Source organism: Ruegeria sp. BB6 (assembly GCF_056539385.1).
Genome location: NZ_JBQFUW010000002.1, coordinates 280,233 through 300,643, shown reverse-complemented (window position 1 = coordinate 300,643; position 20,411 = coordinate 280,233). Strand labels below are relative to the sequence as shown.

Below are 20,411 nucleotides of genomic sequence, written 5' to 3'. Positions count from 1 at the left end.
CTTTAGGTACGAGCCGGTGGCGTAGCACGCGCGCGGGGCGGTGCGAAAAAGGCTTTGGTGACAGGTGTGAGGCGCGCCATCCTGGTGCGCCATTTGCCTTCTTGCAGAGTGTAAATCTCGGCCTTCCAGCCGGATGACCGACCAGCATCCGGCATACGGACATGGGCCAACGCAATGTTGCGCTTGGCGGTCGGCGACCATATTCCGGACGTTATGTGTCCAATTTCTTTTTTGCGTCGGTTGTAGATCAATGACCCTTCTGAGGGCTTGAAACCTTCAACATCGAAACGCATGAGGAGGCTTTTTGGAGCCTCTCGCTTGGACAGCAGCTCTCGCCGGCCATTGAAATGACCTTTGTTGAAGTCGACTAGCCGGCCCAGACCAAGTTCGAATGGTGTTTGGCCTCGGTGCAACCGTTCGGTAGCATGAACCGGTTGAAAATCCACACCTGCGGTCAGAAAACCGGCTTCGATGCGGGCCAAGTTTACAGCTTCGTATCCAATGGCGCGCAGTCCCTGATGTTCGCCACCTTTCCAAATTCTGTCCCAAAGCGCTTCTGCCTTGCCCCAGTCGCACCAGAGCTCGTAACCTAAATCACCGGTAAAACCCGTCCGCGAGATCATGAGACTGTGGTCAATTTGGGCGAGATCGAATGGCTTCAGCTTGCTGACATCTAAACCAGCGGCTTCCAAAACTGCGTAAGAGGTCGGCCCTTGCAGCGAAAGTCCAGCAACACTGTGAGTTTCGTCAACGACTGAAACGTCAAACCCCCATGCAGCATCTAGCAACCAAGTCAGCATTTGTTCCTGACAGCAAAGGCGCCAATCGTTGTCGCCAAGATGGAAAAGAGTTCCGTCATCGATGACCATACCCTCTTCATCACACCAGACTGCGTACCCCACGCGACCAACGCTGATTTTTCGGACGTCCCGAGTCACGAGGCGATTGAGCATCGCGGTCGTGTCTGGCCCGGTCAATCGGTATTTGTGCATTGGCGAGATGTCGAACAAGGATGCCTGATTTCGCAGCGCGAAGTACTCGAACTCGACACTGTCCAGCAGACCTGGGGCAGCATAGCCGGCCCAATCGTACCAATTTTGTGCGCGATTTTGCTCTTCGAGTTTTTTGTGAAACGGCCCGGGTATCAAACCGAGTTTTGGATCGGTAAAGATGCTCATGGCTGAGCCTCTAGTGTCGCCAGCGCCGCATTGCGACCAGCGAGACCCATGACATCACCACCGGGGTGCGTTGCTGCACCGCATTGGAACAGCCCTTTCGGCCCCATGGAGTATCTGGACATCCCGTTCGCGGGCCGAAGTGTCAGGAGCTGGTCCAAAGACATTTCTGCATGGTGCCAGTGCCCGCCGGGCGCTCCGGTTGCGCTTTCGATTTGATCCGGTGTTATAACCTGTCTACCTGCAATTTGATCACCCAAGCCGGGCAGGGCGCGGCTAAGAGTTTCAACTGTAATTTGCGCCAGCTGTTCCTTTGCAGTCTCGGTCCAGCCGCCTTCAAGGTCAGATGGCGCATATTGCACAATGGTTGACAGCCAGCTTGCCCCGTCGGCTGTCTGCACTTTGAAGGCTTCAATCACAGGTGCTTTGGACATTTGACGATACTTGGCCGGATTGAACGCAGCTTCGACGTATTCCACAGAGGGAGCATAGATAAGACGTTCTTGAGCCAACTCGTCGCTCAGGCCGGGTAGGGCGGAGCCATCCCTTAGCCGTAGATTGACCTTTGCCGTTGTTCCACGCGCCCGTATATTTCGCACTCGCCGCATCGTTTCGATGTCAAAGGCAGATGGGCCGGTCATTCGGCTTGTTAGTTTTGGGGCAAGGTTGCTGAGCACAATGGGTGCCGCAATGGTTCGTCCATCAGTGGCTTCCACTCCAGAGACTGCATCGTTATCCAACAGAATGCGGGATACTTCAGTGTCCGGCATAAGCAGGCAACCTGCCTTTTGTGCAGCTTCCACCATCAAGTCGGTTAACGCGCACATCCCGCCTGCTGGTTGAGTGATGGTCCCTCCGTGACCGAAACGATAGATCAAATTGAACACCGTGCCCGGAGATCTTGGACCGGTGGCTGTCCCCCAGATTGCATCAGCAGCAAGCATTCCAGCCACCGGTCCTCCCGAAAGGTCATCTATGACAATGTCTTGGACATTGGATAAGACAATCTGCAGGAAACGCCGCATTTCAGATTTACCCAGCTTTTTCAGGCCTATGCCCAGTTTTGCCAGGCGCAAAAACTCGTTGAGTCCACCCCTGGAAAGGATGGCCTTTTGACCCCCAGGAGGTGGAGCCTCGGCGAGTTGGCGCAAAAGGTCTCCATACGTAATTAACTGGCGTGTCAGAACGGACCAGGCATCTGATTCCGGATGTTTCGTCCCGTCGCTCCAGTACACGCCGTCGTTCTTGAAGACGATGTGCCGCCCATCCTCAGACAGAGAGACTGTGGAGACAGGTTTACCGGACAGGACAGGGTGTTGAGTATCTATGCCGACATCACCCAAGGCCCGCGAGCTCAGGTTGTAAAGCGAGTGGGCGAGAGTCGGGCCGCCGTCCACAGAATAAGACGCCATGCCGCCGAACCTGTCGGATTTCTCGATTATACAGACATTCTTGCCGCGTCTACTAAGTAGTGTTCCGGCAATCAGGCCGTTTACACCGCCGCCAATAACAATCGCATCAAATTGGCTCATGCGGCATACCCCTTCATTCGGCCATGTCGTGTTTCTTTCCTGAGAATAGCCCGGGCAGCGTTTGCACCTGGGGCTCCCATAACCCCACCGCCGGGATGAGCGGACGACCCGCACAAATAAAGCCCCTTGATTGGTAAATTGTACTGCGACCAACCCGGGACGGGCCGATTGAAGAAAAGCTGATCAAAAGTTAGTTCGCCTTGGAAAATGTTGCCCTCTGTTAGACCGACCTCGCGCTCGATTTCCAATGGTGAACGCACTTCCATATGAACGACGCGCTCGCGAATATCGGGACAGGCCACAGACATCTGGTCGAGTACAGTTTCTGCCATCGCGCTGCGCTGCTTTTCATCCCAATTCTCTGCGGATCTAACGCCGTCGACTTCTAGATCATAAGGAGCATATTGGACGAAAACCGTCATCATGTGGGCACCTGTTGGCGCCATAGTCGGATCAATCTGGCTGGGGATGAGCATGTCGATATAAGGCTTTTCCGACCAGCGCCCGACTTTCCAATCATCATAGGCCTTTTCAAGTTCAAGGAGGCTCTGCGACACATGCAAATCACCCCTGAGAAAGCTGGTGTGCTCGGGTGCTGCAGGGAAATTTGGAAAGCGGTCAAGAGCGATGTTGAGTTTAGCCGAAGACCCACGGATTTTGAAGTTTCGCACCGCCTTGGTGAAGTCATCCGGTAACTCGGCCGCGTCAATATGGTGCAGAACAGTGCGTTTGATATCCATATTGGAGGCAACGACAGGGGCATAAAAAACCTTGCCGTCTTCAAGAGCCACGCCTTCAACGCGGCCGTCTTTACTGAGGATTTTCTCAACCCCCGAACCCGTATGGATCGTACCCCCGTGCTCTTTGAATGAGGCAGCAATCGCATTCGAGATCGCGCCCATCCCGCCGCGCGCGAAACCCCAAGCACCGATGCCGCCATCAATGTCCCCCATGTAGTGATGAAGAAGTACGTAGGCCGTCCCGGGCGAGTACACTCCGAGGCCGGTTCCGATAATACCTGAACCTGCCAAATGGGCTTTAATCAGGTCGTTTTCGAAGTGTTCATCTAGAAAGTCACCAATGGACATTGTCCAGAATTTCAGCGTTTCACCAAGCTCCCGATTACCCAGCCCATGTGCTTTTTTTACGAGGTATGCCAGTTCGCCGAGATCGCGCGGATGGAGAGAAGCGGGGTCCGGTGCGTCCCGAAGTAAAAACGGACGGATAAAACGGCATTGCCGCATGATGGCTTGCGAATAGCGGCGATAGGCGTCGGCATCATTTTCAGAATGACGTTCCATCTCACGCTTCAGAGCGTTGTGGTCGGAATAGTAGGCGAAGTAATCCCCATCGCGCGTGAAGCTCGCGCCGCCTTCATACGGAATAACCTGAAGACCGTATTTTGGTAGCTCGAGGTCCCTAGCAATCTCGCGCCGCAGGAGGGAACAAACGTATGAGCAGTTCGAGTATGTCCAACCCTCGTGTAACGACCGGCTGACTGCCGCGCCACCGATCCAGTCGTTCTTTTCGACCACCAAAACACGCATGCCAGCGCGCGCCAAATAGGCGGCGGCGGTTAATCCGTTGTGACCAGCGCCAGCCACAATCACATCGTATCTGTTATCAACCGTCAAATTGTTCCATCCCTTTCTCTTCCGTTTACAGATCGGGTGCGCGTTCGTAAAGTTTATTTGAGCGCTCAAATAAATTTCAAGCTATTGACGCATCTTTTTTGCGCGCTGTAGATGGCTGCATTCGTAGGAGGAGCGACAATTGGTCGAAGCTGAGCGGAAACGTCCTCGCAAAGAGCGGAAGGAGAACGCAGATCGTCGTCGCCGGCAGCTGCTGGACGCGGCTTGCCGCTCTATATTGACCCATGGACTAGCAAAAACGACGCTTGCAACGGTCGCGTCTGAGGCTGGGCTTTCTCAGGGTGTCGCGGCGTTTTACTTCAAGTCAAAACTAGGTCTTCTGACAGAAACTTTGCGCGACCTTTACCAGCGTTACGAAAAGCACTGGACAGCTTCTTTAGAGCTAGCAGGGGACAAGCCGGCCGAAAAGATAAGGGCTTTGATAAAAGCTGACTTCCACCCGGAAGCCTGTGGTCCCGATGTCTTGCCCCTTTGGTATGCATTTTGGGGCGAGCTTCGATTTCAACTGCAGTATGACGAAGTTGCCGAGCATTTTGAGACACGTCGAAGAGAGACTTTGAGATTGATCTGGAATGAACTGCTCTCAGCAGACGACGCTATTTCAGCAGATCAAATGGCTGAATGGATGGAGACATTGACGGATGGCTATTGGCAACGATTGCATCTCGCTCCGGAAGGCCTGAGCCGAAAGCAGGCGGAGCAAGCTGCCTGGGGATGCCTTGTTCGATTGGTTCCAGAATTACTTGGAGATACGGCTTAGTCAATTTCGACTGAAAGGCCCCACAATATGACGCGAGTGCGGATATCGAAGCGGCCTCGGCCATCCTGGGGCGCCATTATAAAAGAGGCGCGTTACCTTGCGCGGCTTGCTCTCCCGATCGTCATTTCTCTTGCTGCTGCTGCTTTGATTGGTGTCGTTGACACAGTGATGGTGGCCCCGTTGGGAACGCTTCCTTTGGCGGCGGTCTCAATTACGGCCTCGGTGCTGATTATTTTCTATTCAGCGCTCTACGGCTTTGTGTCCGCAATTGGGGTGCGCATGGCAGAAGCTTTTGGGAAAACGAGTGACCAAGGGCTGGCAGCAGCGACAAGCGCCGGGATTTTTGTTGCCCTGGTCGTGGGGTCAGTTGGCGCTGTTGCAATGATCTGCCTTAAGCCTGCTCTTTCTTGGATTGGGCAGCCGCCTGAAGTGGTCAGTCTAATAGGTGGGTACTGGATCGCGATGTGCCTACTTTTGGTGCCCTTTACGGTTTTCTATACTCTGAAGGCTCTTTTTGACGCCATGGACCGTCCGTGGATTGGAGTTGGTCTTGCGTTTCTTGCGGTCGGTTTCAACATCCCTTCAAACTATGTTTTGATCCATGGAGTTGGTGGCTGGCCGGGTCTGGGTCTCCTCGGCGCCGGGATGGCAAGTCTGTTGTCTCAGATAGTGCCGTTGATCATGGCGCTCGTGATTTTGCGAGTGTGGAAAAGAAAGAGAGGTTTCTTGAGGGCCAAGATTTTCGACTGGTCCGAGGTCAAAGCGCAGATCAAAGAAGGCTTCATTATATCCGTTGGTTATCTGGGGGAGGGGGCCGCTTACGCAGTTGCCGGCCTTATGCTTGGTTGGTTCAGCGCCGCCGCGCTCGCCGCGCATCAAATCGTTTCCGCGGTCAGTGACGTCATTTACATGGTGCCGTTAGGCGTTTCGATTGCGATTTCGATACGCGTAGCTCAGGCAATTGGTGCCGATGAAAGAGAAAGGTTGAAGCCGATTGTGTTGGCTTCGTTGTTGGTGGTCGTTGGTTGGATGGCCGTTGTCGTGACTGGTATTTTGTTTGGCCGTGCCCCTTTGGCAAACAGCCTGTCAGATGACCCAGAGGTCGTTTCTCTCGCGATATCGATGTTCCTTGTGATTGCGGCAATGCAGGTTGCAGATGGTGTGCAAGGAACGATGCTAGGCGCTTTCCGGGGCATGATGGACAATCACGTTCCTGTTGCTATTACCCTGATTGCCTATTGGGTTTTTGCATTGCCGCTTGGATATGCGCTGGGCTTTTGGCTTGGGTTCGGCCCCAATGGAGTTTGGATTGGGTACGGCTCAGGTCTCTCTTTGGCCGCTATCGCGTTGACCTTTCGCTTCTTCTCTAAAAACCGGTAGTCGGCGCTGTTTGCCAGCTCACTAAAGGCCCAACTTGTCTAAGAGTTTAAGGCGTAGGATTTCTGCTTCGACAAGAGTTTCTTTCGCGAATGAGAAGGGCAGTGGTTTGAGGAGAGTAACCGGAAATTCCAGCTCGTCCGCTTTGGTTCCTGTTGCCCATTTGGCAAGGACACGCCCCATTGCCGTGGCGATGGCTACGCCGCGCCCATTGTATCCCAGACCTGTCATAACCCCCGGAGTGATCTCATGCAGGTGTGGATAATGATCTTTTGTCAAAGCGACAAAGCCACCCCATTCGTATTCCCACTGAACTCTGGACAATTGGGGGAAAAGTTCGACAGAAATGCGTTTCAACCGCTCAATTTGTTTGAGAGTGGACTTGTCGTTGTAGGTGCCGCGACCTCCCATCAGAAAGCGACCGTCGGCATCTTGCCTGAAATAGAGAAGTAGGCGTCGTGCGTCTGACAAAGCGTTGCCTTCTGGCAGAATTGACTGGCGGACATTGTCGGACAGGGGCGACGTGGCTACCTGAACCGAGCGAACGGGTAAAACTGATTTAGCCAACCGCGGATGCAGATCTCCAGAATAGGCGTTCGTGCAGATCAGCACTTTTTCTGAGATGACAGCTCCTTTGGGAGTTTCGACGCGAAAGCGGCCGGCTTCGGATTTAATCTGATTGGCAGGCGTTTCGCCGAAGATTTGCACGCCATTGCGGCGACCTGCTTCAGCCAGTCCAAGTGCATAATTCAGCGGGTGCAAAACACCACCGCGGCGATCCAGAACACCACCAAGGTAGGTTTCGGTCCCGGTAAGACGTTTCATTTCGCTTTGATCAAGCTGTCTCATGCCCCCGCCGTATTTGTCCCAATCCTCGGCTAGCTTGTGCAATTCCCTGAGTGTTTTGTGGGTATGAGCGGCGCGCAGCCAGCCAGGGCGCTTTGCATCGCACTCAATGTCGTACCGGTCCACTAAGTCAAACACAAGGTCGCCAGCGTCACCGGCCATTTGGATCATTCTGGTTCCCCTGAAATCTCCAAACTTTGCTTTGATGCCCGTCGGCCCGTCTTTTAGGCCCACGTTGACTTGGCCGCCATTGCGTCCCGACGCTCCCCATCCTGGGTGCTGCGCATCGACCAGAATAACGTTGACGCCTTGCTCGGCTAAATGAATCGCTGCCGAAAGCCCGGTGAACCCTGCTCCAATCACAGTCACGTCCGATTTCTGTTCGCCAACGAGTTGGGGGTACTCGGTCGGATAAGCTGCAGTTGCTGACCACAGACTGTTCGCGATGACGGGGTTTTCGTTGCGGATCATCTATGGGCCTCGCGCTTGCCTTGCGGGGGGAATTGCATAAGTTTGGCTGACGATGCTTTGCCGTAAGGTTTGTGACGAATGCCAAGACTGTTGAACCAATTTGATTTGAAGCCAACCGTCGAATTCGACGCCTTCGAGCAAGCTTGGAGCGCGTTTGTCGAACATTTGGTCACGACAGGTCTAGCCACGAACGGGACGCCTTTGTGTATACGCAACCCCACAAGTGGCTACGATACCGACGAGCAGCGTGATCATTCGCTTATGGCAGTTATCGAGTTTAGGGATCAATTGCAGGCCGATGCAGCGTGGGTGGCCATTGAGGATCGCATTGAGCCTCTGGGGGCTTTGCATCGCAGGGTTATTTCTATGGTACACGACCCGCTTTTCACGTTTTGGTCGGAACTTTAGTTCGACGGTTGCGAACATGGGGATTGTTTTCACATCATTTTCCCTTCATCATTGAATGATCATTCAATCAATGACATATAACCTTTAGATGTCAAATCCTCACTGGCTGGATGAAAATGGCTGTTGGGGGAAGGCAAAACCGATGAACTGCTTTAGTTGATGGGATGCATTCGGGTGAGACAATCGCCAATCGAAAAAACAAACCCTGAGGGGCGACGACGTACCGAGTCCAAAGAGGTGAGGCGTCAGCAACTCATCGACGCTACAATCGACTCGATTGCTCAGAACGGAATTGGCGGAACGACTATGTCCACCGTGACCGAGATTGCAGGTCTGTCGCTCGGCATCGTCAACTTCCACTTCAAAAGCAAACAAAAATTGCTCGAAGAAACGCTGCTGTTTCTCGCCAACGAACACCACGAACAGTGGTTGGAAGCCTTCGATAGCGCAGGCTTGTCAGCGCCAGAAAAGCTGTTGGCTATCGTCGATGCGCATTTTCACCCCCAAATTTGCACTCCAAAGAAACTAGCCGTTTGGTTTGCGTTTTTTGGAGAGGCAGGGCGGCGCAAAGTCTACCGCAATCTTATCAATGACATCGACCAGGAGCGGTACAATATCGCGCTGCGCCTGTGTTCCGAAATTTCTGAGGACGGTGGATACGACGATATCCCGCCAACGCAAGTCGCCAACATACTCGAGGCTCTTTACGACGGAATCTGGCTAGAGCTTTTGACTTACCCCGAGAATTTTCAACGTTCTGTTGCCCGGGATCACATCACCGCCTTCCTTTCCAAGGTCTACCCGGATCACTTTCGAATGCCCGTGTTCAACAACGGTGATTGAAACAGAACGGCTCTCAAACCGGAAACTTCAAAAAAAATCATCCAGCGAATGACGCAGCTAAATAAGGCTAAAAATATGGGTAGGGACTCTCGCTACGACATCCTTTTCGAACCAGTCCAAATCGGGCCGGTTACTGCGCCAAATCGGTTTTATCAGGTACCACACTGTACCGGTATGGGCTGGCAATACCCGCGCACACTTGCCGCGATGCGCAAAGTGAAGGCGCAAGGCGGATGGGGCGTCATATGCACGGAATACAACTCTATCCATCCATCATCTGACGACCTGCCGCACCCTTATGCGTCGCTTTGGGATGACAGTGATGTTCGGGCGCATGCGCTTATGACCGATGCGGTTCACGAATACGGTAGCCTTGCAGGGGCTGAGCTTTGGTACGGAGGCGCCAACTCGAACAACTTGTTTTCCCGCTTGCCGAGCATGGATGTAGACAGTCGCCCCAATGCGAAAGGGCACCCTTTTCAGACACGCGCAATGGACAAGCAGGACATCCGGGATTTACGCCGCTGGCATCGAAAGGCCGCTATAAGGGCACGAGACGCGGGTTTTGACGTTGTCTATGTTTACGCAACGCACGGATACCTGATCTCGAACTTTCTACATCCGCGCGTGAACACGCGCAGCGACGAATATGGTGGCAGCTTAGAAAACAGGGTGCGACTTACTCGGGAGTTAATTCAGGAAACCAAAGACGCCGTTGGCGACCGGTGCGCTGTGGCCGTTCGGTTCTCGGCAGACGAAGAGATCGGCGAGGATGGCCAGCCAATCTATGGTGAGCGACGAGAGATGTTTGAGATGCTCTCTGACCTGCCGGATTTGTGGGATATCAACATCGCAGATTACTCTGTCGAGATGGGTGTGTCCCGTTTTACCAAAGAGGCCGCACTTGAACCTTACATGCATTGGGTCAAATCCGTGACGGACAAGCCCGTCGTGACCGTTGGTCGTTTCACGTCGCCGGATACCATGGTCTCGCAAGTCAGGCGGGGGATTACGGATTTCATTGGGGCTGCGCGCCCGTCGATTGCTGATCCATACCTTCCCAAAAAGATTGAGGAAGGGCGCTTGTCCTCGATCCGCGAGTGTATCGGATGCAATGTTTGTTACGCCAGTGACTCGATAGGGGTACCTATTCGATGCACTCAGAACCCAACAATGGGGGAGGAGTGGCGCAAAGGATGGCACCCTGAAATCATTCGTGAGAAACCCTCAGATGCACGCGTTCTGATCGTAGGGGCAGGCGCTGCTGGACTGGAAGCAGCACGGGCACTTGGCGTGCGTGGGTATGATGTTCAATTGGCAGAAGCTACTCGTGAGTTGGGTGGCAGGGTCTCTCGCGAAGCGGCTCTGCCTGGAATGAGCGAGTACATTCGCGTCAAAGATTATCGCGAGCAGCAATTGATCGAGATGCCCAACGTTGAAATCTACCGTGAAAGCCCGCTGACAGTTGACGATATCTTGGCTGTTGATGCTGACCACGTTGCGATCGCAACCGGCGCGACCTGGCGGAAGGATTATTTTGACGAAGAACGTTTTGTCCCGGTCGCAGAAGGAGCCGTCCTAAGTCGCGTTTTCACCCCCGATGACATCATGGATGGAAAGCTTCCCGATGGACCGACGCTCGTTTTCGATGGGGACGGCTACTACATGGCCAGCGTTATCGCTGAGAAAATACGGGCTCAGGGAAATGCCGTCACGCTGGTTACACCATCTGACAGTGTTTCTGACTGGGCCGAAAAAACGTCCGAACGTTGGCGCATCCGAACGCATCTGCTTCGATTGGGGGTTGAGGTCCTGCCGTCAAAGTCGCTCAAGCATTTCGATGGCGAAATCGCAGAGTTGGAGTGCACCTATGGTGGGCCAAGTGTGACCGTTCCGGTTGCCAATATTGTTATGGTTACTGCTCGGAAGCCAAATGATGGCCTCTACAGCGGATTGCTAGGGCGGATGAGTTTTGAGGACTTGAAGTTTAGCCTTCGTCGTATTGGTGATTGTGACGCTCCGGCGATAATTGCGGCAGCGGTTTATTCAGGCCATCGATACGCCCAGGAGTTGGGCGAGGCGGTGGATAAGGACATTCCACTTTTACATGACCGAGTGGATGTCGGGCATTAGCTCATTTGACTGTATTACGCGATCTCGATTGAACGCATAAAAAAACAAGGAGAAACCATCCATGCCAGAAGGCTTAACTATCCGTCCGCTCGAATTGCGAGACAACGAACAGTGGCGCCGACTGTGGACAGCATACTTGGATTTCTACGAGACCTCTGTCCCAGAAGAAGTCTATGAGGTTTCCTTCAATAGACTGTTGTCAACGGATGCAGGCGAATACAATTGTCTGATCGCTGAGTTGGACGGAAAACCGGTTGGATTAGCGCACTATCTCTACCATAGGTTCATGTGGTCGGTGGAGGATACGTGTTATCTTATGGATCTTTTCACTGATCCAAAGGTCAGGGGAAAAGGCGTTGGTCGAGCTCTGATCGACTCTGTCTTCCAGATCGCCAAGCAGGACGGTGTTCCAACCACCTACTGGACAACTCAAGAATTCAACTACGCAGGTCGAGTTCTGTACGACAAGGTGGCTAAAAAAACGCCATTTATTGTCTATGAAAAAGACGAATAACTTGTGCCGTCTTGCCGAAAAAAACATCTTGTTGCGGGGAGGGGTTTAGTAGCCTTCTTCCATGCAAAATCGATCCCAGAAAAATAATTCAAAACCAGCCGTGGGGCTACTTGATTGGCGGTGATGCTGTATGTTCAGTTCCCATTGTCGCCCCGAGTAGTGAAGATTTTTTTGCACGTTGAAGGATCGACGTAAGCAAGGAAATCGTCCTGTATTGGCGGCACCGCTGCGACGCCATGCTCGCGTCAGAGGTTCGAACAAATACTGTTCGATAATTGCGGATGTCTTGTCAGTAGTATTTGGTCTAACGCGGAGTTCGATGGCCTGCTTGCAACACGACATTGTCGGTTGCTACGGCTGTTGAAGCCCTGTCTCGCGCGTGCTGTATTGGAAAACGGTCGATGGGTAGAGATGGATGCTTTGTTTTTTGATTTCCAGTAGCCGCAAACCGGCGAAAACCGAGCGAACCGACCCTAATTGGGAAGGAATAGATTTTCACCTGCATCTCAGGCCTGACCAACGGATCCACTGTGATATTAGGAGAGCACATGTCCGCTTTTGACCAAACCGCAACCTCCTTTACCAAAGCCTCGGATTTCCTGGTCGCAGCGCTGAAGGCTGAAGGTGTTGAGTATGTTTTCGCTGTCCCGGGCGAGGAAAACCTTGACGTGCTGGAGTCTTTGAGAAGGTCCAAAATTGAACTTGTTCTTACTCGCCACGAACAAGGAGCGGCATTCATGGCGGCGACTTATGGGCGTTTGACGGGTAAAGCTGGGGTATGCATGGCGACACTTGGGCCTGGTGCCACGAACTTTGCGACGCCTGCAGCTTACGCGCATCTGGGTGGGATGCCGTTGGTCATGATCACGGGCCAAAAGCCGATCAAGAAATCGAAACAGGGCCAGTTTCAAATCATTGATGTGGTGGGTTTGTTCGACCCGATTTGCAAGATGTCCAAGCAGATTGTTCACGGCAACACCATCCCCTCGTTAATCCGCGAAGCGTTTCGTGTCGCGCAAGAGGAGCGTCCTGGCGCCGTTCTATTGGAACTTCCCGAGGATATAGCGGCCGAAGATACCACCGATCCGGTCCTGCAACCCCATCCGCGCTACTACGCCGTGGCTGGTGACACGGTGCTGAATGAGGCGGCCGAGATGATCCGCTCGGCTGAAATGCCTTTGCTTTTGTTGGGGGCGGGAGCCAACCGAAAGCATGCTCGCAGCGCACTTAGTAAGTTTGTGAATGACACGCAGATTCCTTTCTTTGACACTCAGATGGGTAAAGGCGTGGTCGACGAGCGGTCTGATCTGTTTTTGGGAACGGCAGCCTTATCCGATGGGGACTATCTGCACTGCGCGATCGAACGCGCTGATCTGATTATCAATGTGGGTCACGACGTCGTGGAAAAACCGCCATTCTTCATGAAAGAAGGCGGGACCAAGGTGATCCATGTGAACTACAAGGCCGCGCAAGTTGACCAGGTTTATTTCCCGCAGGTCGAGGTTGTCGGCGATCTTGCGCAATCCATCGAACGACTGGGGAAAAAGCTTGGTGGCCCACTGGATTTTGACCGCAGCTACTTTGAGCGGGTCAAACAGGAAACCGATGTGCACATCTCCGAAGGCGCAGATGATCCGCGGTTCCCGGTAATCCCACAGCGATTTGTGGCTGACACGCGTAAGGTCATGCGCGACAGCGATATCATTGCGTTGGACAACGGCATTTATAAAATTTGGTATGCCCGCAATTATCAGGCTTACCAACCTAATACCGTTTTACTGGATAATGCACTGGCCACAATGGGAGCCGGCCTACCCTCAGCTATGATGGCAGCCAAGCTCTATCCTGACCGTCGTGTGATGGCGATTTGTGGAGACGGCGGATTTATGATGAATAGTCAGGAGGTTGAAACGGCCGTTCGCCAAGGCCTCAGTCTGGTTGTGACCATTCTGAACGACAGCTCGTATGGGATGATCCGGTGGAAGCAATCTCACGCCGGGTTTGAAGATTGGGGGCTGGAGTTTAACAACCCTGATTTTGTGCAATATGCCAGAAGCTATGGCGCGACCGGCCACCGGGTGGAGCGAACCGAGGATCTGGTACCCACCTTTGAGCAAGCGTTCGCAGTAGGTGGCGTACACCTGATCGATCTTCCTGTTGATTACAGTGAAAACCAACGCGTACTGATTGACGAACTGGCCGAAAAGGTCTGTTTGATCTGATCCGTTTTTCGAAGTTTGGTCGAAGCGATTGGGCTGGAGTCGGGCAGAGCGTGAAAACACCAGGTCTACGCGGTTTGTGTGTCGTAAGACCGAGACGGTTTCCTGCACCAGCGGCACCTGGAACGCCTTCTCGACCAGAACATCCGGATTGAACCGCCGGGAAAAATCCGAATAGACCAGTTTGGCCGGCACCTGCTTGTTTGGCGGCAGAGAACCGGGTAAGCGGAAAATCCGCGTGATGTCGGTCACGCACGGGTCCGTCAGTCCGCCCTCGGACGCGCTGCGCAGGACCGTGGCGACCTCGCTAGGGTCGCGCACAATTCGGTTCAGGGCGTAAACCCATTGCGTGGACCCCGGCTTAGTTTCGAGGATGAGCGTGGGCTTGACCGGCGGCTCCTTGATCCGGACGCCGTTCTTCACCTCGCCCACGTCGTCCAGACCGATCAGCGGCGTCCCAGTCCAGCGTTCCTTGCGCCGCCGGAAGTCATGCGCAGTGGTGGGCGTGTTGAATTCGAACAAGTGCAGGGAGAAATGCGTGTCCGCCCCGGTCAGAATACTGAAGGGCCACGGGCGGGCGACATATGCGCCGCTCTTGTATTGAACGCCAATGCACACGCTCTCTGTGGGGCCGATATCGTAGACCGACCGGGTGAACAGTTTTTCCAGAAACTCATCCATAGTGCATCTCCGACAATACGGACGCCAAGCGTTTCTCGGCGGGGGTCGTCATTGCGCGGCGTCGGATTTCAACGGCGCGTTGTTCTCGCGGTGATAGCGGACCGCTCCGCCAAACTTTACGAATGGAATTTTTGGATGTTCCCTCAGCCGGTCCTTGCGCAAGAAGGACAAGCTTAGTTGAAGCTCCGCCGCCTTCTGATGCTCGGTCAGCATTACTGCGTCGGCAGGCGGGGTGTCGGGATAAATGGACATTTCAGCACCTTCGATTCGTTTAAGGTGCCACCCAATATTCCCATTTTTTCACGTGTGGCTACAGTCTTGCTTTCCAAGTGCGCGCACTTGGAAAACAAAGTCTTTCAGGGGCTGAAACGCGACCAACTTTCGACTTCGAGACGGGCCCTACCGGGTGTAAGACCTTTGTTTCGTTTTTGTAGGTACCTGCGGGCCGTTTCAAGTCGCCGTCCGGTGAGCTTGCAAAACTCTCGGATAAAAGAGTTTCGCTGAGTTGGTTCGAGGGGCCACATGTCGGCAAAGACGGGGGCTACTCTCACGAGCAGATCAGTGTACTCAAGTTCCGACACCTTCGGGCGAGCAGGGTCGGATCGCTCGAGAGCTATCTCAACGAGTCGCCGAACGACATGCCAACGACTGTCAGCAGCAGCAGCGGCGACGGCGTTCTTGATGAGCGCGGCCGTCGTTTGCTGCTTCGCGTCGGGTTTGTTGGCCATCTCCATTGCCATTATCATCGCTATCATTTTTAGGTCGCGTGATGTCAGGTCGTCGGGGGTCATGACAGCAGACCGGTCTCGATACGCTCGGCAAATTCGTGGAGTTGGGGGCGTAAAGATTTTGCATAGGCTTCGGTGATGTCACCCGTGCTATGACCCACCAGCATCTTAATCGCTACACTCGGTACGCCAATCATCTCAGCGGTGGAAATGTAGGTCCGCCGCAGATCATGCGGTGTGATGTCGCCGACGCCGATGCGTTTCAGGGCCTTGCGAGGGTCGCGGGCTGGCCCACTTCCCCGCACTGCCGGGAACACCCATTCGTCAGACGCGCCGCGCTGGGCGTCAAGGATGGAGCGCATTCCGGGCGTTATCGGGCGTTTGAGTTCCACGCCCGCCTTCATCCGCTCGGCGGGAATGGTGATGACATTGGCCCCGACTTCCATCCAGCGCAGATGCAGGATTTCATCGCGGCGACAACCCGTCAGGAACAGCATCTGCAAGGCACGATACAGAGTGCCAGTCGGCCCGAGGTGAACCGCCAGACGCTCGGCCTCTGTCCACCACAGCGGGCGCTCAGTCGGTGTAAGCGCACCCTCGCGAGGAGGTGTGGGCTTAACCGCCTTGCGCTTGCCTGTCAGCTTGCTCACCGGGTTGGGAGATGGCTCCTGTCCTGCGGGATGGGCGTCGGCCCATGACTGCCACAGCGCCCGAACCGAACGCAGTGCGTTGGACGCCGAGGCCGGGGAAGTCACGCCCAGCATGCGGCGGTATTCGTCCCGCACCATCTCGGGCGTAATGTCGCTCATCCTTACATCGGCGAGAAACATCCGTTTCACGGCGTACCCGTAGCTTTCGATGGTGGAGGCCCGGACGTGTGGGTTTTCCTGCCCGTGGAATGTGGGCGCACTGTAGATTGTCAAGTCCAAGAGGTCGCGTTCACGTGCGTCCATCGCCGCTCTGTCGGTTGGGCTGAGATAGGTGCCTGCGGCCAACTCAGCCATAATTGCCTGCGCTTTATCGCGGGCAGCTTCGATGGTGCCGGGTTTGGTTGCCGGGGCGAACTCGGCGATACTGATGCGGTACAGCTTGCCCCGCACCTTCCGTTCGACACCCAGCATCCACGCCGAGGTCTGTTTGCGGCACACGAACCCGCGCAAGTCGGTGTCACGCAGCGTGACGCCGGTGGTGTCGGCGAATACCGTGGTCGCGCGGGTGAGGGTCTGCTTGCCGAACCGGAAGCGGCGCGGCTCCTCGGGCTGGGCTTCCGACTTGGGCAGGGGCACTACATTTGCAGACATAGGCGATGGTCCTTTCATCGTCTGGGTCAAGAACCCCGTTCCGATTGCAGTCGGGGCGGGGTTCGTTTTCAGAACACTTGACTGTCGACCTCAGAAATACGCTCAAGGCAACTTTGAGGCAACTCCAAAAATGATAAACCAGGGGTAAGGGGGGTGAAATCAGAGCACTCAGAACGAGGCTATAGTCATTATTTTTATATCCTTATCGCAATGTGTGGGTAATAGGGGAAAAGGTAGTGCACTTGATTGTGGATCCAGAGGTCCCCTGTTCAAGCCAGGGAGGCGGTACCACTTCTCCCTAATATATCCCCGCGCAATGTATTGAAATTCCGTGTCGGAACGAAAAACGGGCTTGCTTTTGCAAACCCGTCATTGGTTGTTTTCTAACGCTGGTGGGTCAGCGGGCGAGGTTCAGACGGAACCTCAGCTTGGCTTTTTGTGCTGTCGGCAGGTGGCGGTTCAGTCGTTTGTTGACCAGACTGAATCCCCAGACGATCACCAGCGTCAGCAGAATGAAGTAAAAGGCCAGAATCGGGTAGGGGACGAACGGGTTAAAGGTCTTGTCCGCAAAATAGCTGGCGTAATACAGGGCGTCGCCTCGTTGTTGCCAGGCCGGGAATGCCGAGAAAAAGACCAGCGTTGTAGACTGAAACAGGAAGATCGCCTCGTTCGTGTAGGCAGGCCACGCGAGCCGCAGCATGGTGGGCCAAATGATGCGGCGGAATCGGGACCAGCCAGACATGCCATAGGCATCGGCGGCTTCTATGTCGCCTTTGGGAATGGATCGCAGGGCACCGTAGAAAATCTCGCCTGAATAGGCTGCCGTGTTCAGGAACAGCACGATCAGCGCCCCAAGCCACGCCGAGGTGAACGCATCGAACATCGGGTAGGACTTCTTCAGCGACAGGAACAGGAAGTACGCAAAGAAGAATTGGATGAACAAGGGCGAGCCGCGGAAGATAAAGATGAACCATTCCGAGGGTTTGCGAAACCATTTGTTCGGTGACGCTTTGCCCAGTGCCACGGCCGTTGCCAGAAAGAAGCCGGTGGTCAGAGCCACAATCCCGAAATAGATATTCCAGATCATCCCCGAGCCGATCAGGGTGAAATGCTCGCACAGCGTAAAGTCGGTTTTGGGAAGCAAGCGTTCACCAATTCCGATTGAGCGCAGGCCGTAGTCCTGAATGGTTTGCAAGCAGCTCATGCGGTCGTCTCCTTGCGCAGCAGCTCTCCGCCAGAGGTGGCTTGGCCGTGAGACAGGCGACGCATCAGTTTCTCAAGCCCGATCTCTGAAATCCGGGTCATGCCAAGGTAGAAGATCAGCAAGAACAGGAAGTACCACATGCGCCAGTCGCCATGCGGGTAATCGGTGAACCGCGAAGTCTTGGTGCCTCCAAGTTCGCGGGCCCAATAGACGATGTCTTCGATGCCAAGCAAGAACAGCAGTGGCGTCGCCTTGATCAGAACCATCCAGAGGTTTGAGAGGCCGGGCAGGGCGTAGACCCACATCTGGGGCACCAGGATGCGCCAAAAGGTCTGACGAGGGGTCAGGCCGTAAGCTGCGGCTGTTTCCAACTGGGCGTGCGGCACGGCCCGCATCCCACCGAACAGGACGTTGGCCGCAAAAGCCCCGAACACGATCGAAAACGTGATGACGGCGAGGAAAAACCCGTATGTCTCATGCACCCATTCGGGCGCGCTGCCCAGTGGCAGTTTGGCAGCCTGACAGACGAGGAAATCGTTGCCCTGTCTTACCGGTTCTGACCAATCCGGGCACAAAACCTGATGTCTGGTCCACTCGAACGCCTGATCAAGCGCGATCACGAAGAAAAGAAAGAATGCGATGTCCGGCACGCCGCGCACGATAGCGATATACCCCTTTCCCAGCCAACTGAGCGGTAGGAAATGCGATCGTGCGGCCATTGCACCAGCGAAGCCGAACCCCAGCGCTACGGGGGCTGTCACCGCCAGCAGAGCCAGCACTTTGACAAACGACAGGTAGAAAGACCAATGCACGCCGTTGGTCAGATAGCAGGAAAACCATCGGAATGTGCCGAGCGTATCGGGATCAGCGCAGTAGGAGAACATTAGGCGTCTTTCAAACGTCTGGCCCGGTCCAAAACCGGGGTGGTCCGGCGCACAAAGCGCCGAACCGGTGTCAAAAAGGCTTAGTTGGTTACGATCGAACCGTCAGCACCATAGGTCGGAACGCCTTCGCCGAACCATTTGACCAGCAGTTCGTTCAGGCTACCGTCCTCTTTCATCGAGGTGATGGCCGCATCGAACTTGCCGCGCAGTTCGGCGTCGCTTTCGCGCAGACCCATGCCAACGCCACCGCCCAGCGGAACGTCAGGTCCGACGAAGATCAGTTCGCCAGCCGATTCCTCAACCAGTGGTGCCAGATAGTCTTTGTCGGCGAAAACGGCATCGGCCTCGCCATTGCGGACGGCAGCGATGGTTTCTTCGGGAGTCGCGAACTCGACCAGGGTTGCACCGCTTTCGGCAATGTGACCTGCCTGAATGGTCGCGGTTTGCGCCGCCACGATACCGCTGTCCAGATCAACGCCGTCCGAGGCCGCTACGTAAGCCGATGCGGTGGGCGGAAAGTAGTTCTGGGTAAAGTCGATAACCTCGTCGCGCTCATCCGTGATCGACATGCCCGCGATGATGGTGTCGTAGTTGCCCGAGACCAGGTTCGGGATGATCGAATCCCAATCGTTCTTGACCCATTCGCACTCGAGATTGGCGCGTTTGCACAACTCATCACCTACTTCACGCTCGAACCCGTCGATTTCGCCGGCATCGTTGATGAAGTTATACGGAGGGTAGGCGCCCTCGGTTCCCATGCGGACGGTGTCAGCCATCGCGATGCCCGCGGTCAGCGCCAGTGCTGCTGTGGTCAGAATCAGGTTTTTCATTGGTATCTCCCCAGTTGGTTCTGTCCTGAAATTATGCCGCCTTGGTGGCGGAGAGAAAGCCCTGAAGCCGTGCGGATTCAGGGGTCGTGAAGATGTCTTCCGGCAAGCCTTCTTCTTCTATGAGGCCTTGGTGAAGGAAAACAACGTGGCTTGAAATATCGGCTGCCATTTTCATGTCATGGGTGACAATGATCATGGTCCGGCCCTCGGCGGCAAGATCCTTGATGACCTTGATCACCTCTTGTTCAAGTTCGGGGTCCAGCGCCGAAGTCGGTTCGTCGAACAGCAGGGCTTCGGGTTCCATGCAAAGCGCACGGGCTATGGCTGCGCGCTGCTGCTGGCCGCCCGATAGCTGGGCAGGGTAGGAATCACACTTGTCGCCAATGCCTACTTTCTCCAGGTACGTTCGAGCACTGTCTTCGACTTCGGCCTTGTCGCGCCCCAAAACGGTGATGGGGGCTTCCATCACGTTTTGCAGAATCGTCATGTGGGCCCATAGATTGAACTGCTGGAAAACCATCGACAGGTTGGTGCGGATACGCAGGACCTGCTTGGCATCGGCGGGGCGGCGGTGATGCAGATTGCCCGCCCATCGCACCGGTTCACCTTTGAACAGGATTTCCCCCTGTTGGCTGTCCTCCAACAGGTTGCAGCAACGCAGAAGGGTGGACTTGCCTGATCCGGACGAGCCGATCAGGGACACGACATCGCCGCGTCTGGCCGTAATATCCACCCCTTTCAGCACCTCAAGATTGCCGAAACTCTTGTGTAGGTTTTTGATCTCGATGACCGGAGTGGAATCTGTCACGGGAGCCCTGAGTGTTATTGGTGTCGGTGCGGTACTAGGGCTTAA

General features: G+C 54.7%; 18 protein-coding genes. 7 read left to right on the top strand and 11 right to left on the bottom strand.

From position 1 onward, the window contains the following. Positions 1-2: 2 nt before the first annotated feature. Genes ACR0B7_RS05960 through ACR0B7_RS05950 form a run of 3 tightly spaced genes read right to left on the bottom strand, consistent with a single transcriptional unit; the run spans position 3 to position 4,341 of the window. A complete protein-coding gene (locus tag ACR0B7_RS05960) occupies positions 3-1,178 on the bottom strand; it encodes an aminomethyl transferase family protein (RefSeq protein ID WP_170482781.1) in 1,176 nt (391 codons plus the stop codon). Further along, a complete protein-coding gene (locus ACR0B7_RS05955) occupies positions 1,175-2,707 on the bottom strand; it encodes a phytoene desaturase family protein (protein WP_170482778.1) in 1,533 nt (510 codons plus the stop codon). The genes ACR0B7_RS05960 and ACR0B7_RS05955 overlap by 4 nt, the downstream gene beginning before the upstream one ends. Continuing rightward, positions 2,704-4,341, bottom strand: a complete 1,638-nt coding sequence (locus ACR0B7_RS05950; protein WP_170482774.1) for a phytoene desaturase family protein — start codon at positions 4,339-4,341, stop codon at positions 2,704-2,706. Before ACR0B7_RS05950 ends, ACR0B7_RS05955 begins: the two co-directional genes overlap by 4 nt. A 139-nt stretch (positions 4,342-4,480) precedes the next feature. Between ACR0B7_RS05950 and ACR0B7_RS05945 the strand changes: the two genes are divergently transcribed. Beyond that, positions 4,481-5,119: a TetR family transcriptional regulator C-terminal domain-containing protein gene (locus tag ACR0B7_RS05945; protein ID WP_170482771.1), complete on the top strand. Its 639-nt coding sequence runs from the start codon at positions 4,481-4,483 to the stop codon at positions 5,117-5,119. A gap of 27 nt (positions 5,120-5,146) precedes the next feature. Next, complete coding sequence (locus tag ACR0B7_RS05940; RefSeq protein ID WP_170482767.1) at positions 5,147-6,499, top strand: MATE family efflux transporter; 1,353 nt, start codon at positions 5,147-5,149, stop codon at positions 6,497-6,499. Between the two features lie 21 nt (positions 6,500-6,520). Here the strand turns inward: ACR0B7_RS05940 and ACR0B7_RS05935 are convergent, their stop codons facing one another. Then, on the bottom strand, positions 6,521-7,813 hold the full coding sequence (locus ACR0B7_RS05935; protein WP_170482764.1) for an NAD(P)/FAD-dependent oxidoreductase: 1,293 nt from the start codon (positions 7,811-7,813) through the stop codon (positions 6,521-6,523). 78 nt (positions 7,814-7,891) lie between these two features. On the opposite strand from ACR0B7_RS05935, the gene ACR0B7_RS05930 reads away from it, so the two are divergent. The 5 genes from ACR0B7_RS05930 to ACR0B7_RS05910 all read left to right on the top strand — a co-directional run bounded on the left by ACR0B7_RS05930 (position 7,892) and on the right by ACR0B7_RS05910 (position 13,933). Further along, positions 7,892-8,221: a hypothetical protein gene (locus ACR0B7_RS05930; RefSeq protein ID WP_170482760.1), complete on the top strand. Its 330-nt coding sequence runs from the start codon at positions 7,892-7,894 to the stop codon at positions 8,219-8,221. Between the two features lie 174 nt (positions 8,222-8,395). Next, positions 8,396-9,064, top strand: coding sequence for a TetR family transcriptional regulator C-terminal domain-containing protein (locus tag ACR0B7_RS05925; RefSeq protein ID WP_371810595.1), 669 nt, complete (start codon positions 8,396-8,398; stop codon positions 9,062-9,064). Positions 9,065-9,139: 75 nt separating this feature from the next. After that, positions 9,140-11,197 (top strand): oxidoreductase, encoded by a 2,058-nt coding sequence (locus tag ACR0B7_RS05920; RefSeq protein ID WP_170549168.1) that lies wholly within the window; start codon positions 9,140-9,142, stop codon positions 11,195-11,197. Positions 11,198-11,258: 61 nt separating this feature from the next. Further along, on the top strand, positions 11,259-11,711 hold the full coding sequence (locus tag ACR0B7_RS05915) for a GNAT family N-acetyltransferase (protein WP_170482750.1): 453 nt from the start codon (positions 11,259-11,261) through the stop codon (positions 11,709-11,711). A 548-nt stretch (positions 11,712-12,259) separates the two neighbouring features. After that, complete coding sequence (locus ACR0B7_RS05910; protein WP_170576533.1) at positions 12,260-13,933, top strand: acetolactate synthase large subunit; 1,674 nt, start codon at positions 12,260-12,262, stop codon at positions 13,931-13,933. A gap of 726 nt (positions 13,934-14,659) precedes the next feature. On the opposite strand, the gene ACR0B7_RS05905 is transcribed toward ACR0B7_RS05910, so the two are convergent. The 7 genes from ACR0B7_RS05905 to ACR0B7_RS05875 form a co-directional block, all read right to left on the bottom strand. Continuing rightward, positions 14,660-14,863, bottom strand: coding sequence for a hypothetical protein (locus tag ACR0B7_RS05905; protein WP_170549186.1), 204 nt, complete (start codon positions 14,861-14,863; stop codon positions 14,660-14,662). Between the two features lie 104 nt (positions 14,864-14,967). Further along, on the bottom strand, positions 14,968-15,402 hold the full coding sequence (locus tag ACR0B7_RS05900) for a hypothetical protein (RefSeq protein WP_170482741.1): 435 nt from the start codon (positions 15,400-15,402) through the stop codon (positions 14,968-14,970). Continuing rightward, positions 15,399-16,640, bottom strand: coding sequence for a tyrosine-type recombinase/integrase (locus tag ACR0B7_RS05895; protein WP_170482738.1), 1,242 nt, complete (start codon positions 16,638-16,640; stop codon positions 15,399-15,401). The genes ACR0B7_RS05900 and ACR0B7_RS05895 overlap by 4 nt, the downstream gene beginning before the upstream one ends. A 397-nt stretch (positions 16,641-17,037) precedes the next feature. Then, on the bottom strand, positions 17,038-17,844 hold the full coding sequence (locus tag ACR0B7_RS05890; protein WP_170383619.1) for an ABC transporter permease subunit: 807 nt from the start codon (positions 17,842-17,844) through the stop codon (positions 17,038-17,040). Next, on the bottom strand, positions 17,841-18,728 hold the full coding sequence (locus tag ACR0B7_RS05885; protein WP_170383621.1) for an ABC transporter permease subunit: 888 nt from the start codon (positions 18,726-18,728) through the stop codon (positions 17,841-17,843). Before ACR0B7_RS05885 ends, ACR0B7_RS05890 begins: the two co-directional genes overlap by 4 nt. Positions 18,729-18,808: 80 nt before the next feature. After that, positions 18,809-19,558 carry a transporter substrate-binding domain-containing protein gene (locus tag ACR0B7_RS05880; RefSeq protein WP_170383623.1) on the bottom strand — a complete coding sequence of 250 codons (750 nt, stop codon included), beginning with the start codon at positions 19,556-19,558 and terminating at the stop codon, positions 18,809-18,811. Between the two features lie 31 nt (positions 19,559-19,589). Next, the gene (locus ACR0B7_RS05875) at positions 19,590-20,366 is read right to left on the bottom strand and encodes an amino acid ABC transporter ATP-binding protein (RefSeq protein ID WP_170576532.1); all 777 of its coding nucleotides are present in this window, start codon (positions 20,364-20,366) and stop codon (positions 19,590-19,592) included. Between the last annotated feature and the right edge of the window lie 45 nt (positions 20,367-20,411).

What these genes read in the sequence shown, in the direction of transcription:
- ACR0B7_RS05895 (WP_170482738.1), bottom strand. Translation starts at nt 16,640, where the DNA reads ATGTCTGCAAATGTAGTGCCCCTGCCCAAGTCGGAAGCCCAGCCCGAG.
- ACR0B7_RS05890 (WP_170383619.1), bottom strand. Translation starts at nt 17,844, where the DNA reads ATGAGCTGCTTGCAAACCATTCAGGACTACGGCCTGCGCTCAATCGGA.
- ACR0B7_RS05905 (WP_170549186.1), bottom strand. Translation starts at nt 14,863, where the DNA reads ATGTCCATTTATCCCGACACCCCGCCTGCCGACGCAGTAATGCTGACC.
- ACR0B7_RS05955 (WP_170482778.1), bottom strand. Translation starts at nt 2,707, where the DNA reads ATGAGCCAATTTGATGCGATTGTTATTGGCGGCGGTGTAAACGGCCTG.
- ACR0B7_RS05935 (WP_170482764.1), bottom strand. Translation starts at nt 7,813, where the DNA reads ATGATCCGCAACGAAAACCCCGTCATCGCGAACAGTCTGTGGTCAGCA.
- ACR0B7_RS05920 (WP_170549168.1), top strand. Translation starts at nt 9,140, where the DNA reads ATGGGTAGGGACTCTCGCTACGACATCCTTTTCGAACCAGTCCAAATC.
- ACR0B7_RS05940 (WP_170482767.1), top strand. Translation starts at nt 5,147, where the DNA reads ATGACGCGAGTGCGGATATCGAAGCGGCCTCGGCCATCCTGGGGCGCC.
- ACR0B7_RS05930 (WP_170482760.1), top strand. Translation starts at nt 7,892, where the DNA reads ATGCCAAGACTGTTGAACCAATTTGATTTGAAGCCAACCGTCGAATTC.
- ACR0B7_RS05900 (WP_170482741.1), bottom strand. Translation starts at nt 15,402, where the DNA reads ATGACCCCCGACGACCTGACATCACGCGACCTAAAAATGATAGCGATG.
- ACR0B7_RS05915 (WP_170482750.1), top strand. Translation starts at nt 11,259, where the DNA reads ATGCCAGAAGGCTTAACTATCCGTCCGCTCGAATTGCGAGACAACGAA.
- ACR0B7_RS05960 (WP_170482781.1), bottom strand. Translation starts at nt 1,178, where the DNA reads ATGAGCATCTTTACCGATCCAAAACTCGGTTTGATACCCGGGCCGTTT.
- ACR0B7_RS05885 (WP_170383621.1), bottom strand. Translation starts at nt 18,728, where the DNA reads ATGTTCTCCTACTGCGCTGATCCCGATACGCTCGGCACATTCCGATGG.
- ACR0B7_RS05880 (WP_170383623.1), bottom strand. Translation starts at nt 19,558, where the DNA reads ATGAAAAACCTGATTCTGACCACAGCAGCACTGGCGCTGACCGCGGGC.
- ACR0B7_RS05910 (WP_170576533.1), top strand. Translation starts at nt 12,260, where the DNA reads ATGTCCGCTTTTGACCAAACCGCAACCTCCTTTACCAAAGCCTCGGAT.